Annotated in this window: 13 protein-coding genes and 1 pseudogene; 2 read left to right on the plus strand and 12 right to left on the minus strand. The window is 68.0% G+C overall.

What is annotated here, in order from left to right:
• The 7 genes and pseudogenes from JOZ00_RS21090 to tkt all read right to left on the minus strand — a co-directional run.
• Nucleotides 1-190 (minus strand): annotated as a pseudogene (locus JOZ00_RS21090) (histone deacetylase family protein); the annotation flags it as partial.
• 6 nt (nucleotides 191-196) lie between these two features.
• The gene (locus tag JOZ00_RS21095; protein ID WP_293347488.1) at nucleotides 197-595 is read right to left on the minus strand and encodes an ATPase; all 399 of its coding nucleotides are present in this window, start codon (nucleotides 593-595) and stop codon (nucleotides 197-199) included.
• Nucleotides 579-1,376, minus strand: coding sequence for a 6-phosphogluconolactonase (gene pgl, locus JOZ00_RS21100; protein WP_293347492.1), 798 nt, complete (start codon nucleotides 1,374-1,376; stop codon nucleotides 579-581). The genes JOZ00_RS21095 and pgl overlap by 17 nt, the downstream gene beginning before the upstream one ends.
• Nucleotides 1,373-2,284 (minus strand): glucose-6-phosphate dehydrogenase assembly protein OpcA, encoded by a 912-nt coding sequence (gene opcA, locus JOZ00_RS21105; protein WP_293347494.1) that lies wholly within the window; start codon nucleotides 2,282-2,284, stop codon nucleotides 1,373-1,375. The genes pgl and opcA overlap by 4 nt, the downstream gene beginning before the upstream one ends.
• Entirely contained in the window at nucleotides 2,284-3,828 is a 1,545-nt protein-coding gene (gene zwf, locus JOZ00_RS21110; protein ID WP_293347497.1) for a glucose-6-phosphate dehydrogenase, read from the minus strand. Before zwf ends, opcA begins: the two co-directional genes overlap by 1 nt.
• Nucleotides 3,825-4,946: a transaldolase gene (gene tal, locus JOZ00_RS21115; protein ID WP_293347500.1), complete on the minus strand. Its 1,122-nt coding sequence runs from the start codon at nucleotides 4,944-4,946 to the stop codon at nucleotides 3,825-3,827. The genes zwf and tal overlap by 4 nt, the downstream gene beginning before the upstream one ends.
• Before the next feature lie 15 nt (nucleotides 4,947-4,961).
• Nucleotides 4,962-7,052, minus strand: coding sequence for a transketolase (gene tkt / locus JOZ00_RS21120; RefSeq protein ID WP_293347503.1), 2,091 nt, complete (start codon nucleotides 7,050-7,052; stop codon nucleotides 4,962-4,964).
• A 256-nt stretch (nucleotides 7,053-7,308) separates the two neighbouring features.
• Here tkt and JOZ00_RS21125 point away from each other — a divergent pair, with 256 nt between their 5' ends.
• Nucleotides 7,309-8,235: a heme o synthase gene (locus tag JOZ00_RS21125; RefSeq protein WP_293347506.1), complete on the plus strand. Its 927-nt coding sequence runs from the start codon at nucleotides 7,309-7,311 to the stop codon at nucleotides 8,233-8,235.
• A gap of 93 nt (nucleotides 8,236-8,328) precedes the next feature.
• Here JOZ00_RS21125 and JOZ00_RS21130 read toward each other — a convergent pair whose 3' ends face one another.
• Nucleotides 8,329-9,303 carry a quinone oxidoreductase gene (locus JOZ00_RS21130; protein ID WP_293347509.1) on the minus strand — a complete coding sequence of 325 codons (975 nt, stop codon included), beginning with the start codon at nucleotides 9,301-9,303 and terminating at the stop codon, nucleotides 8,329-8,331.
• 19 nt (nucleotides 9,304-9,322) lie between these two features.
• On the opposite strand from JOZ00_RS21130, the gene JOZ00_RS21135 reads away from it, so the two are divergent.
• Nucleotides 9,323-10,000: a hypothetical protein gene (locus JOZ00_RS21135; protein ID WP_293347512.1), complete on the plus strand. Its 678-nt coding sequence runs from the start codon at nucleotides 9,323-9,325 to the stop codon at nucleotides 9,998-10,000.
• Here the strand turns inward: JOZ00_RS21135 and JOZ00_RS21140 are convergent.
• The 4 genes from JOZ00_RS21140 to mptB form a co-directional block, all read right to left on the minus strand.
• Nucleotides 9,950-10,885 carry a heme A synthase gene (locus JOZ00_RS21140; protein WP_293347524.1) on the minus strand — a complete coding sequence of 312 codons (936 nt, stop codon included), beginning with the start codon at nucleotides 10,883-10,885 and terminating at the stop codon, nucleotides 9,950-9,952. The two genes, JOZ00_RS21135 and JOZ00_RS21140, sit on opposite strands and share 51 nt — an antisense overlap.
• 163 nt (nucleotides 10,886-11,048) lie before the next feature.
• The gene (locus tag JOZ00_RS21145) at nucleotides 11,049-11,837 is read right to left on the minus strand and encodes an ABC transporter permease (RefSeq protein WP_293347515.1); all 789 of its coding nucleotides are present in this window, start codon (nucleotides 11,835-11,837) and stop codon (nucleotides 11,049-11,051) included.
• Complete coding sequence (locus JOZ00_RS21150) at nucleotides 11,837-12,787, minus strand: ABC transporter ATP-binding protein (RefSeq protein ID WP_293347518.1); 951 nt, start codon at nucleotides 12,785-12,787, stop codon at nucleotides 11,837-11,839. Before JOZ00_RS21150 ends, JOZ00_RS21145 begins: the two co-directional genes overlap by 1 nt.
• Nucleotides 12,784-14,310 (minus strand): polyprenol phosphomannose-dependent alpha 1,6 mannosyltransferase MptB (gene mptB, locus JOZ00_RS21155; RefSeq protein WP_293347521.1); only part of this gene is annotated, 1,527 nt, incomplete at its 5' end. The genes mptB and JOZ00_RS21150, both read right to left, overlap by 4 nt.

Below are 14,310 nucleotides of genomic sequence, written 5' to 3' on the forward strand. Positions count from 1 at the left end.
CGTAGCGATTGGAGTGCACGTACCGCGTCGGCTCGAGGTCGGCGGGCTCGGCGGTTTCCCGTACGAGGGTGTCGAACTGAGGCGCACTGAGCGCCGCTTCGACGGCCCGATAGCGGTCCGGCCGTTCCGGATGGCCCGGGGCGGTTCGATGAGCGGCAAAGCTCGGATGGTGCAGCAGCAGCGTGGCCATGAGCGTCTAGTGCCCGGAGCGGTTGCGCAGCCTGTCCACCACACCCCGCAGCACGTGCTCAGTGGCCGAGAGGGGAGTCATCATCGTCTCGCCCACCTTCACCATGTCATCGATGCGCGCGACGATGGCTTCGGCGGGCTCCACCAGCACGATCAGCCGCTTCGCCAGGTCGTCCAGGCTGGTCATGGTGCCGTCCAGGTGATCCAGACCGGCCTCCAGGCGCTCGACCGTGGCGTTCAGGGCCGAGAGGGAACTGCTCAGCTCCTTCATGGTTTTGCTTAAACCGTCGAGCACGTCTTCGACCTGCTCCACCGTCTTGTCGGCGTTCAGCGCGGCCTGGGTGAGCGTCTTGATCCGGTTCCGCTCTTGCCCGCCCCGCTCAGTTCTGTCAGCCATGACCGTCATTATGACGCGGGCGGTCCGCCTCGGGGCCGGGTTGGCTACCCGGACGTCCGGGCAGCTTCGACGCGGCCGCCTCGTCGAGCAGCCACAGTGTGGTCTCCAGGCCGATCGCGCCGGCGGCCGGCATCGAGACCGGCGGGGCGCCACCGAGGGCGGCGGCCACCGCGTCGGCCTTGGCCGCCCCGGACACCATCAGCCAGACCTCGCGAGAACGCTGAATGGCGGGCAGGGTCAACGTGATTCGCTGAGGCGGCGGCTTGGGGGAGTCCTCGACGGGCACCACCATGCGGCTGGCCTCGACCACGGCCGGGGTGTCGGGGAACAACGAGTTGATGTGCCCTTCGGGCCCCATGCCCAGCAGGTGCACGTCGAAATTCGGAACCCGTTGACCGGGCTCGGCGTTGGCCGCCAGCAGCTGCTCGTAGGACAGGGCCGCGGCGGCCAGATCACCGTCGGATTCGCCGTCGCTGGCCGGCATCGCGTGCACATGGCTGGACGGAATGTCGACGTCGTCGAGCAACGCCGCGCGCGCTTGTTTGTCGTTGCGCTCGTCGTCGTCCTCGGGGACGTAGCGTTCGTCGCCCCAGAACAGATGCACCTTGGACCAGTCGATCTGCCGGCCCTTGAGGGACTGAAGCAGCCCGATCCCGTTGCCGCCCCCGGTCAGCACGATCAGGGCTTTGCCCCGTGCCGCCACGGCCGCCCCGATGGTGTCGACCAGCCGCGTGGCGGCCGCTTCGACCAGGGCCTCACTTTCCGGAAAAACCTCGACGACGGCGCTCACGCGTATTGCACCTTCTCTATCCCCTCCAGCGCTGTTTGATAGATCTCGTCGGCATCAAGCCGCCGCAGGTCTTCGGCCAGGCACTCGCCGGTTTCCCTGCGCGCCAAGGGGAGTAGGGCGTCCGGGCGGGCCGTCCGACTCAGCGTCGCGGTTCTGCCTTCCTGCGGCCGGCTCAAGACGATGGTCTCGCTCTTGCGGACCAGTTCGACCTTGAGCTCGCCGACGGCTCGGCGCACCGGGCCGTCGATCCGGCTGGCCAGCCAACCCGCGAGGACGTCGAGCGCCGGTTCGGCTTTCAGCCCGGACACCAGGGCCGACTCGATCGGCTCGTGCGGTGACAGGTCCACCGCGGAGGTGAGCAGTGCGCGCCAGTAGGTGATGCGCGCCCACGCCAGATCGGTGTCACCCGCGGTGTAGCCGGCCAGCCGGCTCTTGATCGCCGAGAGCGGATCGGTGCCATTGGTGGCGTCGGTAATCCGTCGAATTGCCAACTTGCCCAACGGATCCTGCGCCGGAACCGCCGGGGCGACGTCGGGCCACCACGCCACCACCGGGATGTCGGGAAGCAGAAAAGGGGTGACCACGCTGGCCGCGTGGCCGTACAGCGGCCCGGACAGTCGCAGCACCACGACCTCGGTGGCGCCGGTGTCGCCGCCCGCCCGCAGCTGCGCGTCCAGGCGCGGCTTGTCGGCGTAGGGATCGCCCCTCATCGTGACGATGACGCGGCTGGGATGCTCGTGGCTGGCGTCGTTCGCCGCGGCCAAGGACTCCTCGAAGACATCCTCGTTCTCCGGCGCGATGATCAGCGTCAGCACCCGGCCCATCGTGACGGCGCCGACTTTCTCGCGCAGCTCGTCGAGCTTCTTGTTCACCGCGGTGGTGGTGGTCTCCGGCATGTCGATAATCATCAGGGCCGCCGCCATTCGCGGCCCGTGCGCTGCAGCATCTCGAAGGCCGACTCCGGACCCCAGGTGCCGGCCTCATAGGGTTCCGGCTTCCCGTCGGCTGCCCAGTTGTCGAGGACGGGATCGAGTATCTGCCAGGCCAATTCGACCTCTTCGTTGACCGGGAACAGGGACGGCTCGCCCAGTAGCACGTCGAGGATCAGCTGTTCGTAAGCCTCCGGGGATTCGTCGGCGAACGCCGAGCCGTAGGAGAAGTCCATGTTCACATCGCGGACTTCCATCGCGGTGCCCGGCACCTTGGAGCCGAATCGCAGCGTGATGCCTTCGTCGGGCTGCACCCGGATGACCATGGCGTTGGCGCCGAGCTCGTCGGTCATCGTCGCGTCGAAGGGCAGGTGCGGCGCGCGTTTGAAGACCAGGGCGATTTCGGTCACCCTGCGGCCCAAGCGTTTTCCGGTTCGCAGGTAGAACGGCACACAGGCCCAGCGGCGGGTGTCGACCTCGAGCGTGATGGCGGCGAACGTCTCGGTGGCGGAGTCCTTGGCGAACCCCTCCTCGTCGAGCAGGCCGACGACCTTTTCCCCGCCCTGCCAGCCCGCCGCGTATTGGCCACGGCTGGTTGTCTCTTCGAGCGGTTCGGCGAGTCGCGTCGCCGACAGCACCTTGATCTTCTCGGCTTGCAGCGCAGCCGGATTGAAGCTGACCGGCTCCTCCATCGCGGTCAGTGCCAGCAGCTGCATCAGGTGGTTCTGGATGACGTCGCGGGCCGCGCCGATGCCGTCGTAGTAGCCGGCCCTCCCACCCAGCCCGATGTCTTCGGCCATGGTGATCTGCACATGGTCGACGTAGTGCGCGTTCCAGATCGGGTCGAACAACTGGTTGGCGAAGCGCAACGCCAGAATGTTGCGGACCGTCTCCTTGCCCAGATAGTGGTCGATCCGGAACACCGCCTCCTCGGGGAAGACGCTGTTGACGGTTTTGTTCAGGGCCTGCGCGCTTTCCAGGTCGTGGCCGAACGGCTTCTCGATGACCACCCGGCTCCACCTGTCGCCCTGCGGACGGGCCAGACCGGACTTGTGCAGTTGCTCGCACACCATCGGGAAGGAGTTGGGCGGGATGGCCAGGTAGAAGGCGTGGTTCCCGCCGGTCCCGCGCTCGGCATCGAGCTTCTCCAGGGTCTCGGCGAGGTGGGTGAAGGCCTCGTCATCGTCGAAAGAGCCTGAGACGAAACGGAATCCCTCGGCCAGCCGGTCCCAGTTCTCCTGCCGGAACGGTGTGCGGCAGTGCTCCTTGACGGCCTGATGGACCACCTTGGCGAAATCCTCGGTGTCCCAGTTCCGCCGAGCGAAGCCCACCAGCGAGAAGCTGGGCGGGAGCAACCCGCGGTTGGCCAGGTCGTAGATGGCCGGCATCACTTTCTTGCGGGCGAGGTCGCCCGTGACGCCGAAGATCACCATGCCGCACGGCCCGGCGATCCTCGGCAGCCGCTTATCGCGTTTGTCTCGTAACGGGTTATGCCATTCGTCAGCGGCGCGCGCCGGGCTCATTTCGCAGCGGAGCCCAGCTGCTTCTGCGTCTCGTCCAGGAGCTCGGTCCAGGAATCCACGAACTTCTCCACGCCTTCGTTCTCCAGCACGATGAACACGTCGCGCAGGTCGATCCCGATCGCGTCCAGCTTGTCGAACACCGCCTGCGCGTCCGACGAGGTGCCGGTGACCGTGTCACCCTTGACCTCACCGTGGTCGGCGACGGCGTCGATTGTCTTCTCCGGCATGGTATTTACCGTGTTCGGCGCGACCAGCTCGGTGACGTACAGGGTGTCGGAGTAATCGGGGTTCTTGACTCCGGTCGACGCCCACAGCGGACGCTGTACTCGGGCACCGTCGGCCTTGAGCGCCTCGAAGCGATCGCCGCCCTCGAAGACCTCCTGGTAGGCCGCGTAGGCAAGCCGGGCGTTGGCCACACCAGCCTTGCCGCGCAACGCGAGCGCGTCCTCGCTGCCGATCTTCTCCAGCCGCTTGTCGATCTCGGTGTCCACCCGGGAAACGAAGAACGATGCGACGGAATGGATCTTGGACAGGTCGTGTCCCGCCTCGCGCGCCTTCTCCAGGCCGGACAGGTAGGCGTCCATCACGGCCCGGTGCCGCTCGACGGAGAAGATCAGGGTGACGTTGACCGAAATCCCTTCCGCCAGAGTGGCGGTGATGGCCGGCAGGCCGGCCTCGGTGGCCGGGATCTTGATGAAGAGGTTCGGCCGGTCGACGATCTTCCACAGCTCGACAGCCTGCGCGGAGGTCTTGTCGGTCTCGCTCGCCATGCGCGGGTCGACCTCGATGGACACCCGGCCGTCGACGCCGTCGGAGGCCTCCCACTCGCGCTTGAGCACGTCGCACGCGTTGCGCACATCGTCGGTGGTGACGGTCCGAATCGTGGCGTCGACGTCGGCGCCACGCTCGGCCAGCTCGGCGATCTGGCTGTCGTAGGCGTCGCCTTCAGCGAGCGCCTTCTGGAAGATCGAGGGGTTGGTGGTTACGCCGACAACGCTTTTGGTGTCGATGAGCTCCTGCAGGTTGCCGGACTGCAGCCGCTGGCGCGACAGGTCATCCAGCCAGACGGATACTCCAGCTGCACTCAGCGCCGCCAGGTTAGGGTTCTGACTTGCCATGGGAATCACCCTTTCTCAATTATCGACTACCTGCTCCGCGGCGGCCGCGACGGCTTCGGCGGTGAAGCCGAATTCACGGAACAACGTTTTGTAGTCGGCGGATTCGCCGTAGTGCTCGATCGAGACGATCCTGCCGGTGTCTCCGACGAGCTTGTGCCAGGACTGCGCCACGCCGGCCTCGACGGCCACTCGGGCCGACACCGTCGGGGGCAACACGCTGTCCCGGTAGTCCTCTGGCTGGGACTCGAACCATTCCACGCATGGCATCGACACCACGCGCGCGACAATGTCCTTGTCCGCCAACAGCTTCTGCGCCTCGACTGCGAGCTGAACCTCGGAGCCGGTGGCGATCAGGACGACGTCCGGGTCCGAGTCGCCGTCTTCGCCCAGGATGTAGCCCCCGCGGGCCACTCCGTCGGCGTTGGTGCCCTCGAGTACCGGCAAACCCTGCCGGGTCAGGATCAGCCCGACGGGACCGCTGCCGTTGCCGCGGGCCAGGATCGTGCGCCACGCGAAGGCGGTCTCGTTGGCGTCGGCCGGCCGCACCACCGACAGCTTGGGGATGGCGCGCAGCGCTGCCAGGTGCTCGATCGGTTGATGCGTGGGACCGTCCTCGCCGAGCCCGATCGAGTCGTGTGTCCACACGTAGATCGTGTCGATGTCCATCAGCGAGGCCAGTCGCACCGCCGGGCGCATGTAGTCGGAGAACTGCAGGAAGGTGCCGCCGTACGCCCGCGTCGGGCCGTGCAGCACGATGCCGGAAAGGATCGCTCCCATCGCGTGCTCACGGATACCGAAATGCAGTGTGCGACCATACCAGTCGGCGGTGTAGTCCTTGGTCGTAATCGACGGTGGCCCAAACGATTTCACGTTGTCCATGGTGGTGTTGTTGCTGCCGGCCAGGTCGGCCGAGCCGCCCCACAACTCGGGCAGTTTCGGGCCCACCGCGTTCAGCACCTTGCCGGACGCCGCGCGGGTCGCGATCGGCTTGTCGTCCGGACTCCAGGTCGGGATGTCCGCGTCCCAGCCGTCGGGCAGCTTCTCCGCCGTCAACCGGTCCAGCAACGCCTTGCGCTCGGGTTCGCGCTGCGCCCAGGCGTCGAAATCGGGCTGCCATTTCTCGTGCGCTTCCCGGCCGCGGTCCACCAGCTTGCGGGTGTGTGCGAACACCTCGTCGCTGACCTCGAACGTCTTGTCGGGGTCGAAGCCGAGGATCTTCTTGACGGCGGCGACTTCCTCGTCACCCAGCGCCGAGCCGTGCGCCTTGCCGGTGTTCATCAGCTTGGGCGCGGGATAGCCGATGATGGTGCGCAATTCGATGAACGACGGGCGGTCGGTCACCGCTTTGGCGTTGGCGATGGCCTCCTCGATGCCGACGACGTTCTCGCCGCCCTCGACCCGCTGCACGTGCCAGCCGTACGCCTCGTAGCGGGCGGCGGTGTCCTCGCACAGCGCGATGTTGGTGTCGTCCTCGATCGAGATCTGGTTGTGGTCGTAGAAGACGATGAGGTTGCCCAGCTCCTGCACGGCCGCCAGCGACGAAGCCTCCGACGTCACGCCCTCTTCGATGTCGCCGTCGGAGGCGATCACGTAGATGAAGTGATCGAAGGGGCTGGTGCCCGGTGCGGCGTCCGGGTCGAACAGGCCGCGCTCGTAGCGTGAGGCCATCGCCATCCCCACCGCCGACGCCAGCCCCTGGCCCAGTGGGCCGGTGGTGATCTCAACGCCCTTGGTGTGCCTGAACTCCGGGTGTCCGGGGGTCTTGGATCCCCAGGTGCGCAGCGACTCGATGTCGGACAGCTCAAGGCCGAACCCACCCAGGTAGAGCTGGATGTACAGCGTCAGGCTGCTGTGCCCGCACGACAGGATGAAGCGGTCGCGTCCCAGCCACTTGGTGTCGCTCGGATCGTGCGTCATCGTGCGCTGGAACAAGCTGTAGGCCAGGGGAGCCAGGCTCATCGCCGTCCCCGGGTGGCCGTTGCCGACCTTTTGCACCGCGTCGGCTGCCAGCACCCGAATTGTGTCGACGGCGGCCGAGTCGATCTCGGACCAGTCGTCGGGGAGGTGCGGTTGGGTCAGCGTGGAGATCTCTTCGAGTGTGGTCACAGACTCTGTCCTTGGGTCATCGAGCTGATCAATCCCACCCTAGTGCGGGAGTGCCGGCCTTTGCAGTGCAGGATTTCGGGTACCCGCGGCCGGCTGGTGTGAAAATTACGCGTTGGTTGTCCAGCATTAACATTCAGTTCGGAAATCTAGGAGAATCGACGGTGTTTGGACCCTGCGGGAGGGCGGTTGCCCTAACCCGGTCTACCATCGCCTGTAGTAGATACTGCGCGCTGCTGCGACCCCAAGGAGTTATTGCGTGAGCGTTCGCGGGCGCGCCGCGCCACGCCAAGTACCAGGCCGAGTGCGAGGCACGGTGCTGGCGTACCTGGCGCTGACCAAGCCGCGGGTCATCGAGCTGTTGCTGGTGACCGCGATACCGGCGATGCTGCTCGCGCACCGCGGCAGCGTGAACCCCCTGCTGATCGTCAACACCCTGATCGGCGGAATGCTGGCCGCAGGCGGCGCCAACACCCTCAACTGCGTGGCCGACGCGGACATCGACAAGGTGATGAAGCGGACCGCGCGCCGACCGCTGGCGCGCGCTGCGGTACCGACGCGAAACGCCTTGGTGCTGGGTCTGCTGCTCACCGTCGGCTCGTTCTTCTGGCTCTGGCGGACCACGAACCTGCTGTCGGGGCTGCTGGCCCTGGCCACCATCGCGTTCTACGTGTTCGTCTACACGCTGCTGCTCAAGCGGCGAACGTCACAGAACGTCGTCTGGGGCGGCGCGGCCGGCTGCATGCCGGTGATGATCGGCTGGTCGGCGGTCACCGGGACGATCGGCTGGCCGGCGTTGGTGATGTTCGCCATCATCTTCTTCTGGACGCCGCCGCACACCTGGGCGTTGGCGATGCGCTACAAGGACGACTACAAAGCCGCCGGGGTGCCCATGCTGCCGGCCGTCGCGACCGAGCAACAGGTGACCAAGCAGATCTTGATCTACACCTGGCTGACGGTGCTGGCCACACTTGCGCTCGCATTGGCGACCGGCTGGCTGTACGCGGCCGTCGCCGTCGTGGCCGGGGTTTGGTTCCTGGCGATGGCCCATCAGCTATACGCCGGGGTGCGCGCGGGCGAGCCCGTCAAACCGTTGCGGTTGTTCCTGCAGTCGAACAACTACCTGGCGGTGGTGTTTTGCGCGTTGGCGGTCGACTCGGCCATCGCGCTGCCGCACCTGTTCTGACAGGCGAGTGTGCGTGCAGGGCGGAGAAAACGCGCGAAACCCCGCCATACGCGCACACTCAATGCCCACGCTTCACACTCGAGTCCTGGCGGCCTACGGCAGCAGCACAATCGATCCCGTGGTCTTGCGGCCCTGCAGATCCTGGTGGGCGCGGGCGGCGTCGGCCAGCGGATACTGCCCGCCGACCTCGATGGTGATGTCGCCACCGACGATCGCGTCGAACAACTCGCCTGCCCGCCAACTGAACTCGTCGCCGGTGCGAATGAAGTGCGCCAGCGACGGGCGGGTCAGGAAGACCGACCCCGCGGCGTTGAGGCGCTGCGGGTCGAAGGGCGCAACGGGCCCGCTGGCGGCGCCGAACAGCGCCAGTGTGCCGCGGACGGCCAGGCTGGCCAGGCTGGCGTCGAAGGTGGTGGCGCCCACGCCGTCGTACACGGCCGCGACGCCGGCGCCGTCGGTGAGCCGCCGGATCTCCTGGCCGAACGCGTCGGGGTCGTCGGGGTAGGAGAGCACCTCGTCAGCGCCCGCCTGCCGGGACAGCCGTTCCTTCTCGGGCGTCGAGACGGTGCTGATGACCCGGACGCCGAGGTGGTGTGCCCACTGCGTCAGGATGAGCCCCACGCCACCCGCGCCGGCATGCACCAGCACGGCGTCGCCGGCCTTCACCGGGTACACCGACTTCAGCAGGTAGTGCGCCGTCAGGCCCTTCAACAAGACGGAGGCGGCCACTTCGGACGTGACACCGTCCGGCACGTGTGCGGTCAGGAACGCTGGGGCAGTGGCGAATTCGGCGTAGCCTCCAACAGCCGCGGCGGACGCCACCCGGTCGCCGATGCTGAAGCCCTCGACACCGTCGCCCACCCCCGCGATGGTTCCGCTTACCTCCGAGCCGAGGATGAACGGCAGTTCGCGCGGATACTGCCCGCTGCGGAAATAGGTATCAATGAAGTTGACACCGATGGCCTCGGCTTCGATCAACACCTCGCCGGGTTTAGGTGCGGGCTGCTGCGCATTGACGTAACGCAGCACCTCGGGGCCGCCGGTTTCGCTGACTTGGATTGCGTGCATGTGCTTATCATGCCCGGGCATGAAACTTGCCCGACCGGACGTCTTCCATCCCCGCATCGTGTTGGCGGGGTGTCCGCAACTTGTCGCCGGTGATCCCGACGACGCCGGCCTGGTCGCCGCGCTGCGATCTCGCGGACTGCACGCCGGCTGGCTGTCCTGGGACGATCCGCAGACCCGTGAAGCGGATCTGGTGATACTGCGGGCCACCCGCGACTGCGCCTCGCGACTGAGGGAATTCCGGACCTGGACCACGCGCGTGGCCAACCTGTTGAACCCGCCAGGCGTCGTCGCTTGGAATCTCGGCGAGCGTTACCTGCGCGACCTCGAGAGGGCCGGTGTGCCGACGCGGCCGGGCAACCCGAAGACCCGGACGTCGCTGATCTTTCTCGGCGGTGAGCCCTCGCACGCGTTCACCGGCGCGCGGGTGGTCGAGCCGGAGTTCGAGGTGTGGGACCTGGGTTACGCCGCCATCGCGGCGGCCGCCGCACGGGCCGGGATCGCCGCGGCCGAGTTGTTGTACGCGCGGGCCGACGTGAGCGACGGACGGCTGGCGAGGCTTGATCTCGTCGCGCCGTCACTGGGTTGGCGGCGACTGGACGCCGAGGCCCGCGACCTGGCTCAGCGCCAGTTCGTCGTGGCCGTTGAATCAGCTTGCGAGCGGCTGGGGCTCGGCCCGTTCTCGCATCGAGGCCCATAGCGCCGCGGTGGCCGCGGTGCACGCCGCCGCCCCGGCGACGTGAATCGCGACCAGGACCGCGGGCACCCCGGTGAAGTACTGGACGGTGCCGACCGCGGCCTGCGAGCACACCAGGGCGAGCAGCACGCCCAGTCGCAACAGGACGGGACGGGCGGCATGCACGGCCAGCAGTCCGGCGCCCAGGCCGACCAGCAACGCCAGATAGGCGATCAGCAGGGACGAGTGCATGTGCACTAGGGTTTCGATTTCGACCTTGAGCCGCGGCACCGTGCGGGTGGGGCTGCGGTCGCCCGCGTGCGGGCCGGCGGCCGTCACCAGCGTGCCGGTCACCAGCACCACGGCCAGATTCAGGCCGGCCAGCGCCGTCAGTCCGCGCAGCGGCGCCGCGACCCGCCGCGCAACCACGCCGTCGTCGGGCTCGCCGATTTTGACGTAGAGCAGCACCGACAGCCACACCATCGTCATCGACGTCAGCAGATGGATGGCCACCGTCCACCACAGCAGGCCGGTGCGCACCGTGATACCGCCAATGACCGCCTGCACGACCGTGGACACCGGCATCAGCCACGCGTAGACCAGAACCTCGGTGCGTCGCCGCGCCCGCGTCACGGCCAGCACGGCCAGCGCCGCGGCGACGACCACCGCGAAGGTGATCATTCGGTTGCCGAACTCCACCGCCTGGTGGATGCGGGGCACTTCGGCGTGCGCGACCGGAACGAAACTGCCCGGAAAGCACTGCGGCCAGGTGGGGCAGCCCAGGCCCGACGCGGTGACGCGGACGATCGCGCCGGTGACGGCGATGCCGCCCTGCGTGAGGATGACCGCCGCGGCGATGAGTCGCTGGACGCGCAGGCTGGGGTTCGGCAGCAGATCCACCAACCGCATCAGCGCACGTCCCAGCACGGCCCGATCGTAAGGCATCGAAAACTACGGACCGTAGTACGGGCTGGTGGTCACGAGACATCAACCACGTACACCTCGGTCGGCGTGTCGTGTGCGTTGTTTATATGTCGCGGGGTTCGGCGACGCGGGCCGTAGTACGGGACCGTCAGGTGAACCGGAACCAGCGCCGTGCGCCCAGGGCGGCCAGCACTCCCCACACCGCCAGGACGACCACTCCGAACCAGTCGACCGACATGCTCATCGCCCGCGACAGCGCCTCGGTGAGCGCGCCGGACGGGGTGAGGCGGGCCGCCCACTTGACCGCCGACGGGATCATCCCGGTCTCCAGGGTCAGCGCGCCGAGGCCGGCGAAGACGAACCACATCAGGTTGGCGACCGCGAGCACGATCTCGGCTCGCAACGTCCCGCCGAGCAGCAACCCGAGGGCCGCGAACCCCGCGGTGCCGAGTGCGATGACGGCGGCGCCCAGTGCCAGGGCCGCGGGCGCGGGTCGCCAGCCGAGCGCAAACCCGATGGCGCCCAGGATGATTGCTTGCAGGAACACCACCGTGACCACAGCCAACGACTTTCCGGCGATGATGCCCCAGACCGGAAGTGGTGTTGCCCCAAGCCGTTTCAGCGCGCCGTAGCGCCGATCGAAGGCGACCGCGATGGCCTGCCCGGTGAAGGCGGTCGAAATCACGGCCAGCGCCATGATGACCGGGGTGAAGGTCGCCGCGCGGTGCTGGCCGAATGAGCCGAGCGGCAGCAGCGTCAGGCCGACCAGCAGCGTGATCGGGATGAACATGGTCAGCAGCAGCTGCTCGCCGTTGCGCAACAGCAGCTTCAGCTCCAGATTGAACTGCGCGGCAAGCATTTTCGGGACCGCGTTGGGGCGCGGGTCGGGGGTGAACGTGCCGGGTGGAAACACCGGGGTGTCGGTCTTCTCTTGCATCAGGGCCGCAACTTCCTGCCGGTGAGATCGAGGAACACGTCTTCGAGGCTGCGTTGCTCGACGCGCATGTCGGTGGCCAGCACGTCGATCCGTGCGCACCACGCCGTGACGGTCGCCAGCACCTGAGGGTCGACGGGACCCTCGACCAGGTATTCGCCCGGCGTCACCTCCGTCGCCTTGTAGTCCTCGGGCAGGGCGGACGCCAGCAGGGCCAGGTCGAGCCGCGGCGGGGCGGTGAACCGCAATTGGTCCTTGGCCCCGGCGCGCATCAGCTCCGTCGGCGTGCCCGAGGCCACTGTCACCCCGTGGTCGATGATCACCAGCCGATCGGCGATCTCCTCGGCCTCCTTGAGCTGATGGGTGGTCAGCACCACCGTCACGCCGTCGCGGCGCAGCGCGTCGATCAGTTCCCAGACCAGCAGGCGCGCGTGCGCGTCCATGCCCGCGGTGGGCTCGTCGAGGAACACCAGCTCGGGCCTGCCGACCAGCGCGCACGCCAGCGCGAGCCGTTGCTGTTGCCCGCCGGAGAGTCGCCGGTACGTGGTTCGGGCGGCGTCGGTGAGACCCAGCGTGTCCAACAGCCAGGCCGGGTCCAGCGGGTCGGCGGCGTAGGAGGCCACCAGGTCGAGCATTTCGCCCGCGCGGGCCGCGGGGTAGCCGCCGCCGCCCTGCAACATCACCCCGATCCGCGCACGCAGGCGGGCGTTGTCGGCGATCGGATCGAGCCCCAGCACCTCGATCGTGCCGGCGTCTGGTCGGACGAAGCCCTCGCACATCTCGACCGTCGTGGTCTTACCCGCGCCGTTGGGGCCCAGCAGGGCCAGCACCTCGGCGGCGTGCACGTCCAGATCGAGGCCGGAGACTGCCACATTCTGCTCGTATCGCTTGGTAACCCCGCGCAGCCGGACCACCGTTTCGGGTGTTCCGGGCTTTGCGCCGACGAAGCTCACGTGGAATCAGCGTAGGCGTCAGTTACCGCGGTTGGCCGGGGGGTGGCCGCAGCTCCTGAGGCCGTGGGCCCCTGGCCTCCCGCGGCCTGGTCCTCCGCGGGTGGCGACTGCAGGGGGCGCCACGGCAGGCGGGTGTACGTCAACGCGACGAGCACCGCCACGATGACGGCGCTGGCCAGCGTGGCGTCGACGATCTGGAAAAGCGCGAACCGGTCCCCGTTGGCCGTCGGGCCGAAGATGCCCACGACGAGGGTGATGACGATGACCGCCTCGCGGAAACCGGTGCGGGTCGCCCATGCGGCCAGCGGGATGATCGCCCACAGCAGGTACCAGGGCTGCACGACCGGGAACAACAGCACGCAAATGCCCAGCGCGACGCCGAGCCCACCGATCGGGTGCAGCCGGCCGCGGAACACCGCCAGCAACAGCCAGCTCACCATCACCGTGATGATCAGCACGCCGATGAAACGGGTCAGCGCCAGCACCGCGGTGGTGTGATCGCCCAGGCCCAGCAGGATGCCGACCTGGCCCGTGCCCAGGGCCAGCAGCGTCGGAGGCGACATCCAGCTGCGCACCACGTTGGCGGTGCCCAGCGTGAAGATCCAGCCGAACCCCAGCCCGCTGGCCCAGCCGACGAGTGCCATCACCGCCAACGACAACGCGGTCATGCCGCCGCCCGCCAGCAACAGCGCGCGCAGATTGCCCCCGCAGCGATAGGCCAGCGCCATGGTGACGAACCCGAGGGCCAATAGCGAAGGCAGCTTCACCTGCGACGACAACGTGATGAGGACCGAGCCGGCCAGCAGCATCCCCATCGGTTCCCAGTGCGGGCCCGGCCGCCAGGAGGTCGGCATGAGCCGCGGGGCGTCGACGCCGCGCAGCGCGAATTCGGCGCCGGCCAGCATCAGGCCCATCATCAGGGCCTCGTTGTGGACCCCGGCGACCAGATGCATGATCAGCAACGGGTTGGCCGCGCCGAGCCACAGCGCGCTGACCTCGGCGACGCCGCACCGGCGGGCCAGCCGTGGGGTCGCCCAGACGATCAGGCCCACGCCGATCAGCTCCACGACCCGGTGGCAGAGGACGGCGGCGACGATGTTCTCGCCGGTCAGGGCGGAGATGCCACGCCCGATCCACAGGAACAACGGGCCGTAGGGGGCCGGTGTCTCCCGCCAGATGGTCGGCACGGACAGCGTGAAGACGTGGGACAGGCCCAGCCCGGACGCCGGCCCGACCCGGTAGGGGTCGAGGCCCTCCAGCGAGATCTGACTCTGGGCCAGGTAGGAGTAGACGTCCTTGCTGTACATCGGGGGTGCGGGCAGCAGCGGCAGGATCCACAGCAGCAGAGTGCGGTCCAGCTCGCCGCGCGACATGCGCCTCTTGCCCAGCGCGAACCGGCCCAGCATCAGCCAGGCCAGCGCCATCATGACGGCCCCGGTCGACGTCATCGTCAGCGAAACCGTCTGGATCCGCGAGGGCAGGTTGAGCAACCGGACCCCGAACGTGGGGTCCTGCACGACGGG

The sequence above is a fragment of the Mycobacterium sp. genome, assembly GCF_019243155.1.
In the GTDB taxonomy this organism is placed as follows: domain Bacteria; phylum Actinomycetota; class Actinomycetes; order Mycobacteriales; family Mycobacteriaceae; genus Mycobacterium.

What these genes read in the sequence shown, in the direction of transcription:
- JOZ00_RS21095 (WP_293347488.1), bottom strand. Translation starts at nt 595, where the DNA reads ATGACGGTCATGGCTGACAGAACTGAGCGGGGCGGGCAAGAGCGGAAC.
- opcA (WP_293347494.1), bottom strand. Translation starts at nt 2,284, where the DNA reads ATGATTATCGACATGCCGGAGACCACCACCACCGCGGTGAACAAGAAG.
- zwf (WP_293347497.1), bottom strand. Translation starts at nt 3,828, where the DNA reads ATGAGCCCGGCGCGCGCCGCTGACGAATGGCATAACCCGTTACGAGAC.
- tal (WP_293347500.1), bottom strand. Translation starts at nt 4,946, where the DNA reads ATGGCAAGTCAGAACCCTAACCTGGCGGCGCTGAGTGCAGCTGGAGTA.
- JOZ00_RS21130 (WP_293347509.1), bottom strand. Translation starts at nt 9,303, where the DNA reads ATGCACGCAATCCAAGTCAGCGAAACCGGCGGCCCCGAGGTGCTGCGT.
- JOZ00_RS21135 (WP_293347512.1), top strand. Translation starts at nt 9,323, where the DNA reads ATGAAACTTGCCCGACCGGACGTCTTCCATCCCCGCATCGTGTTGGCG.
- JOZ00_RS21140 (WP_293347524.1), bottom strand. Translation starts at nt 10,885, where the DNA reads ATGCGGTTGGTGGATCTGCTGCCGAACCCCAGCCTGCGCGTCCAGCGA.
- JOZ00_RS21145 (WP_293347515.1), bottom strand. Translation starts at nt 11,837, where the DNA reads ATGCAAGAGAAGACCGACACCCCGGTGTTTCCACCCGGCACGTTCACC.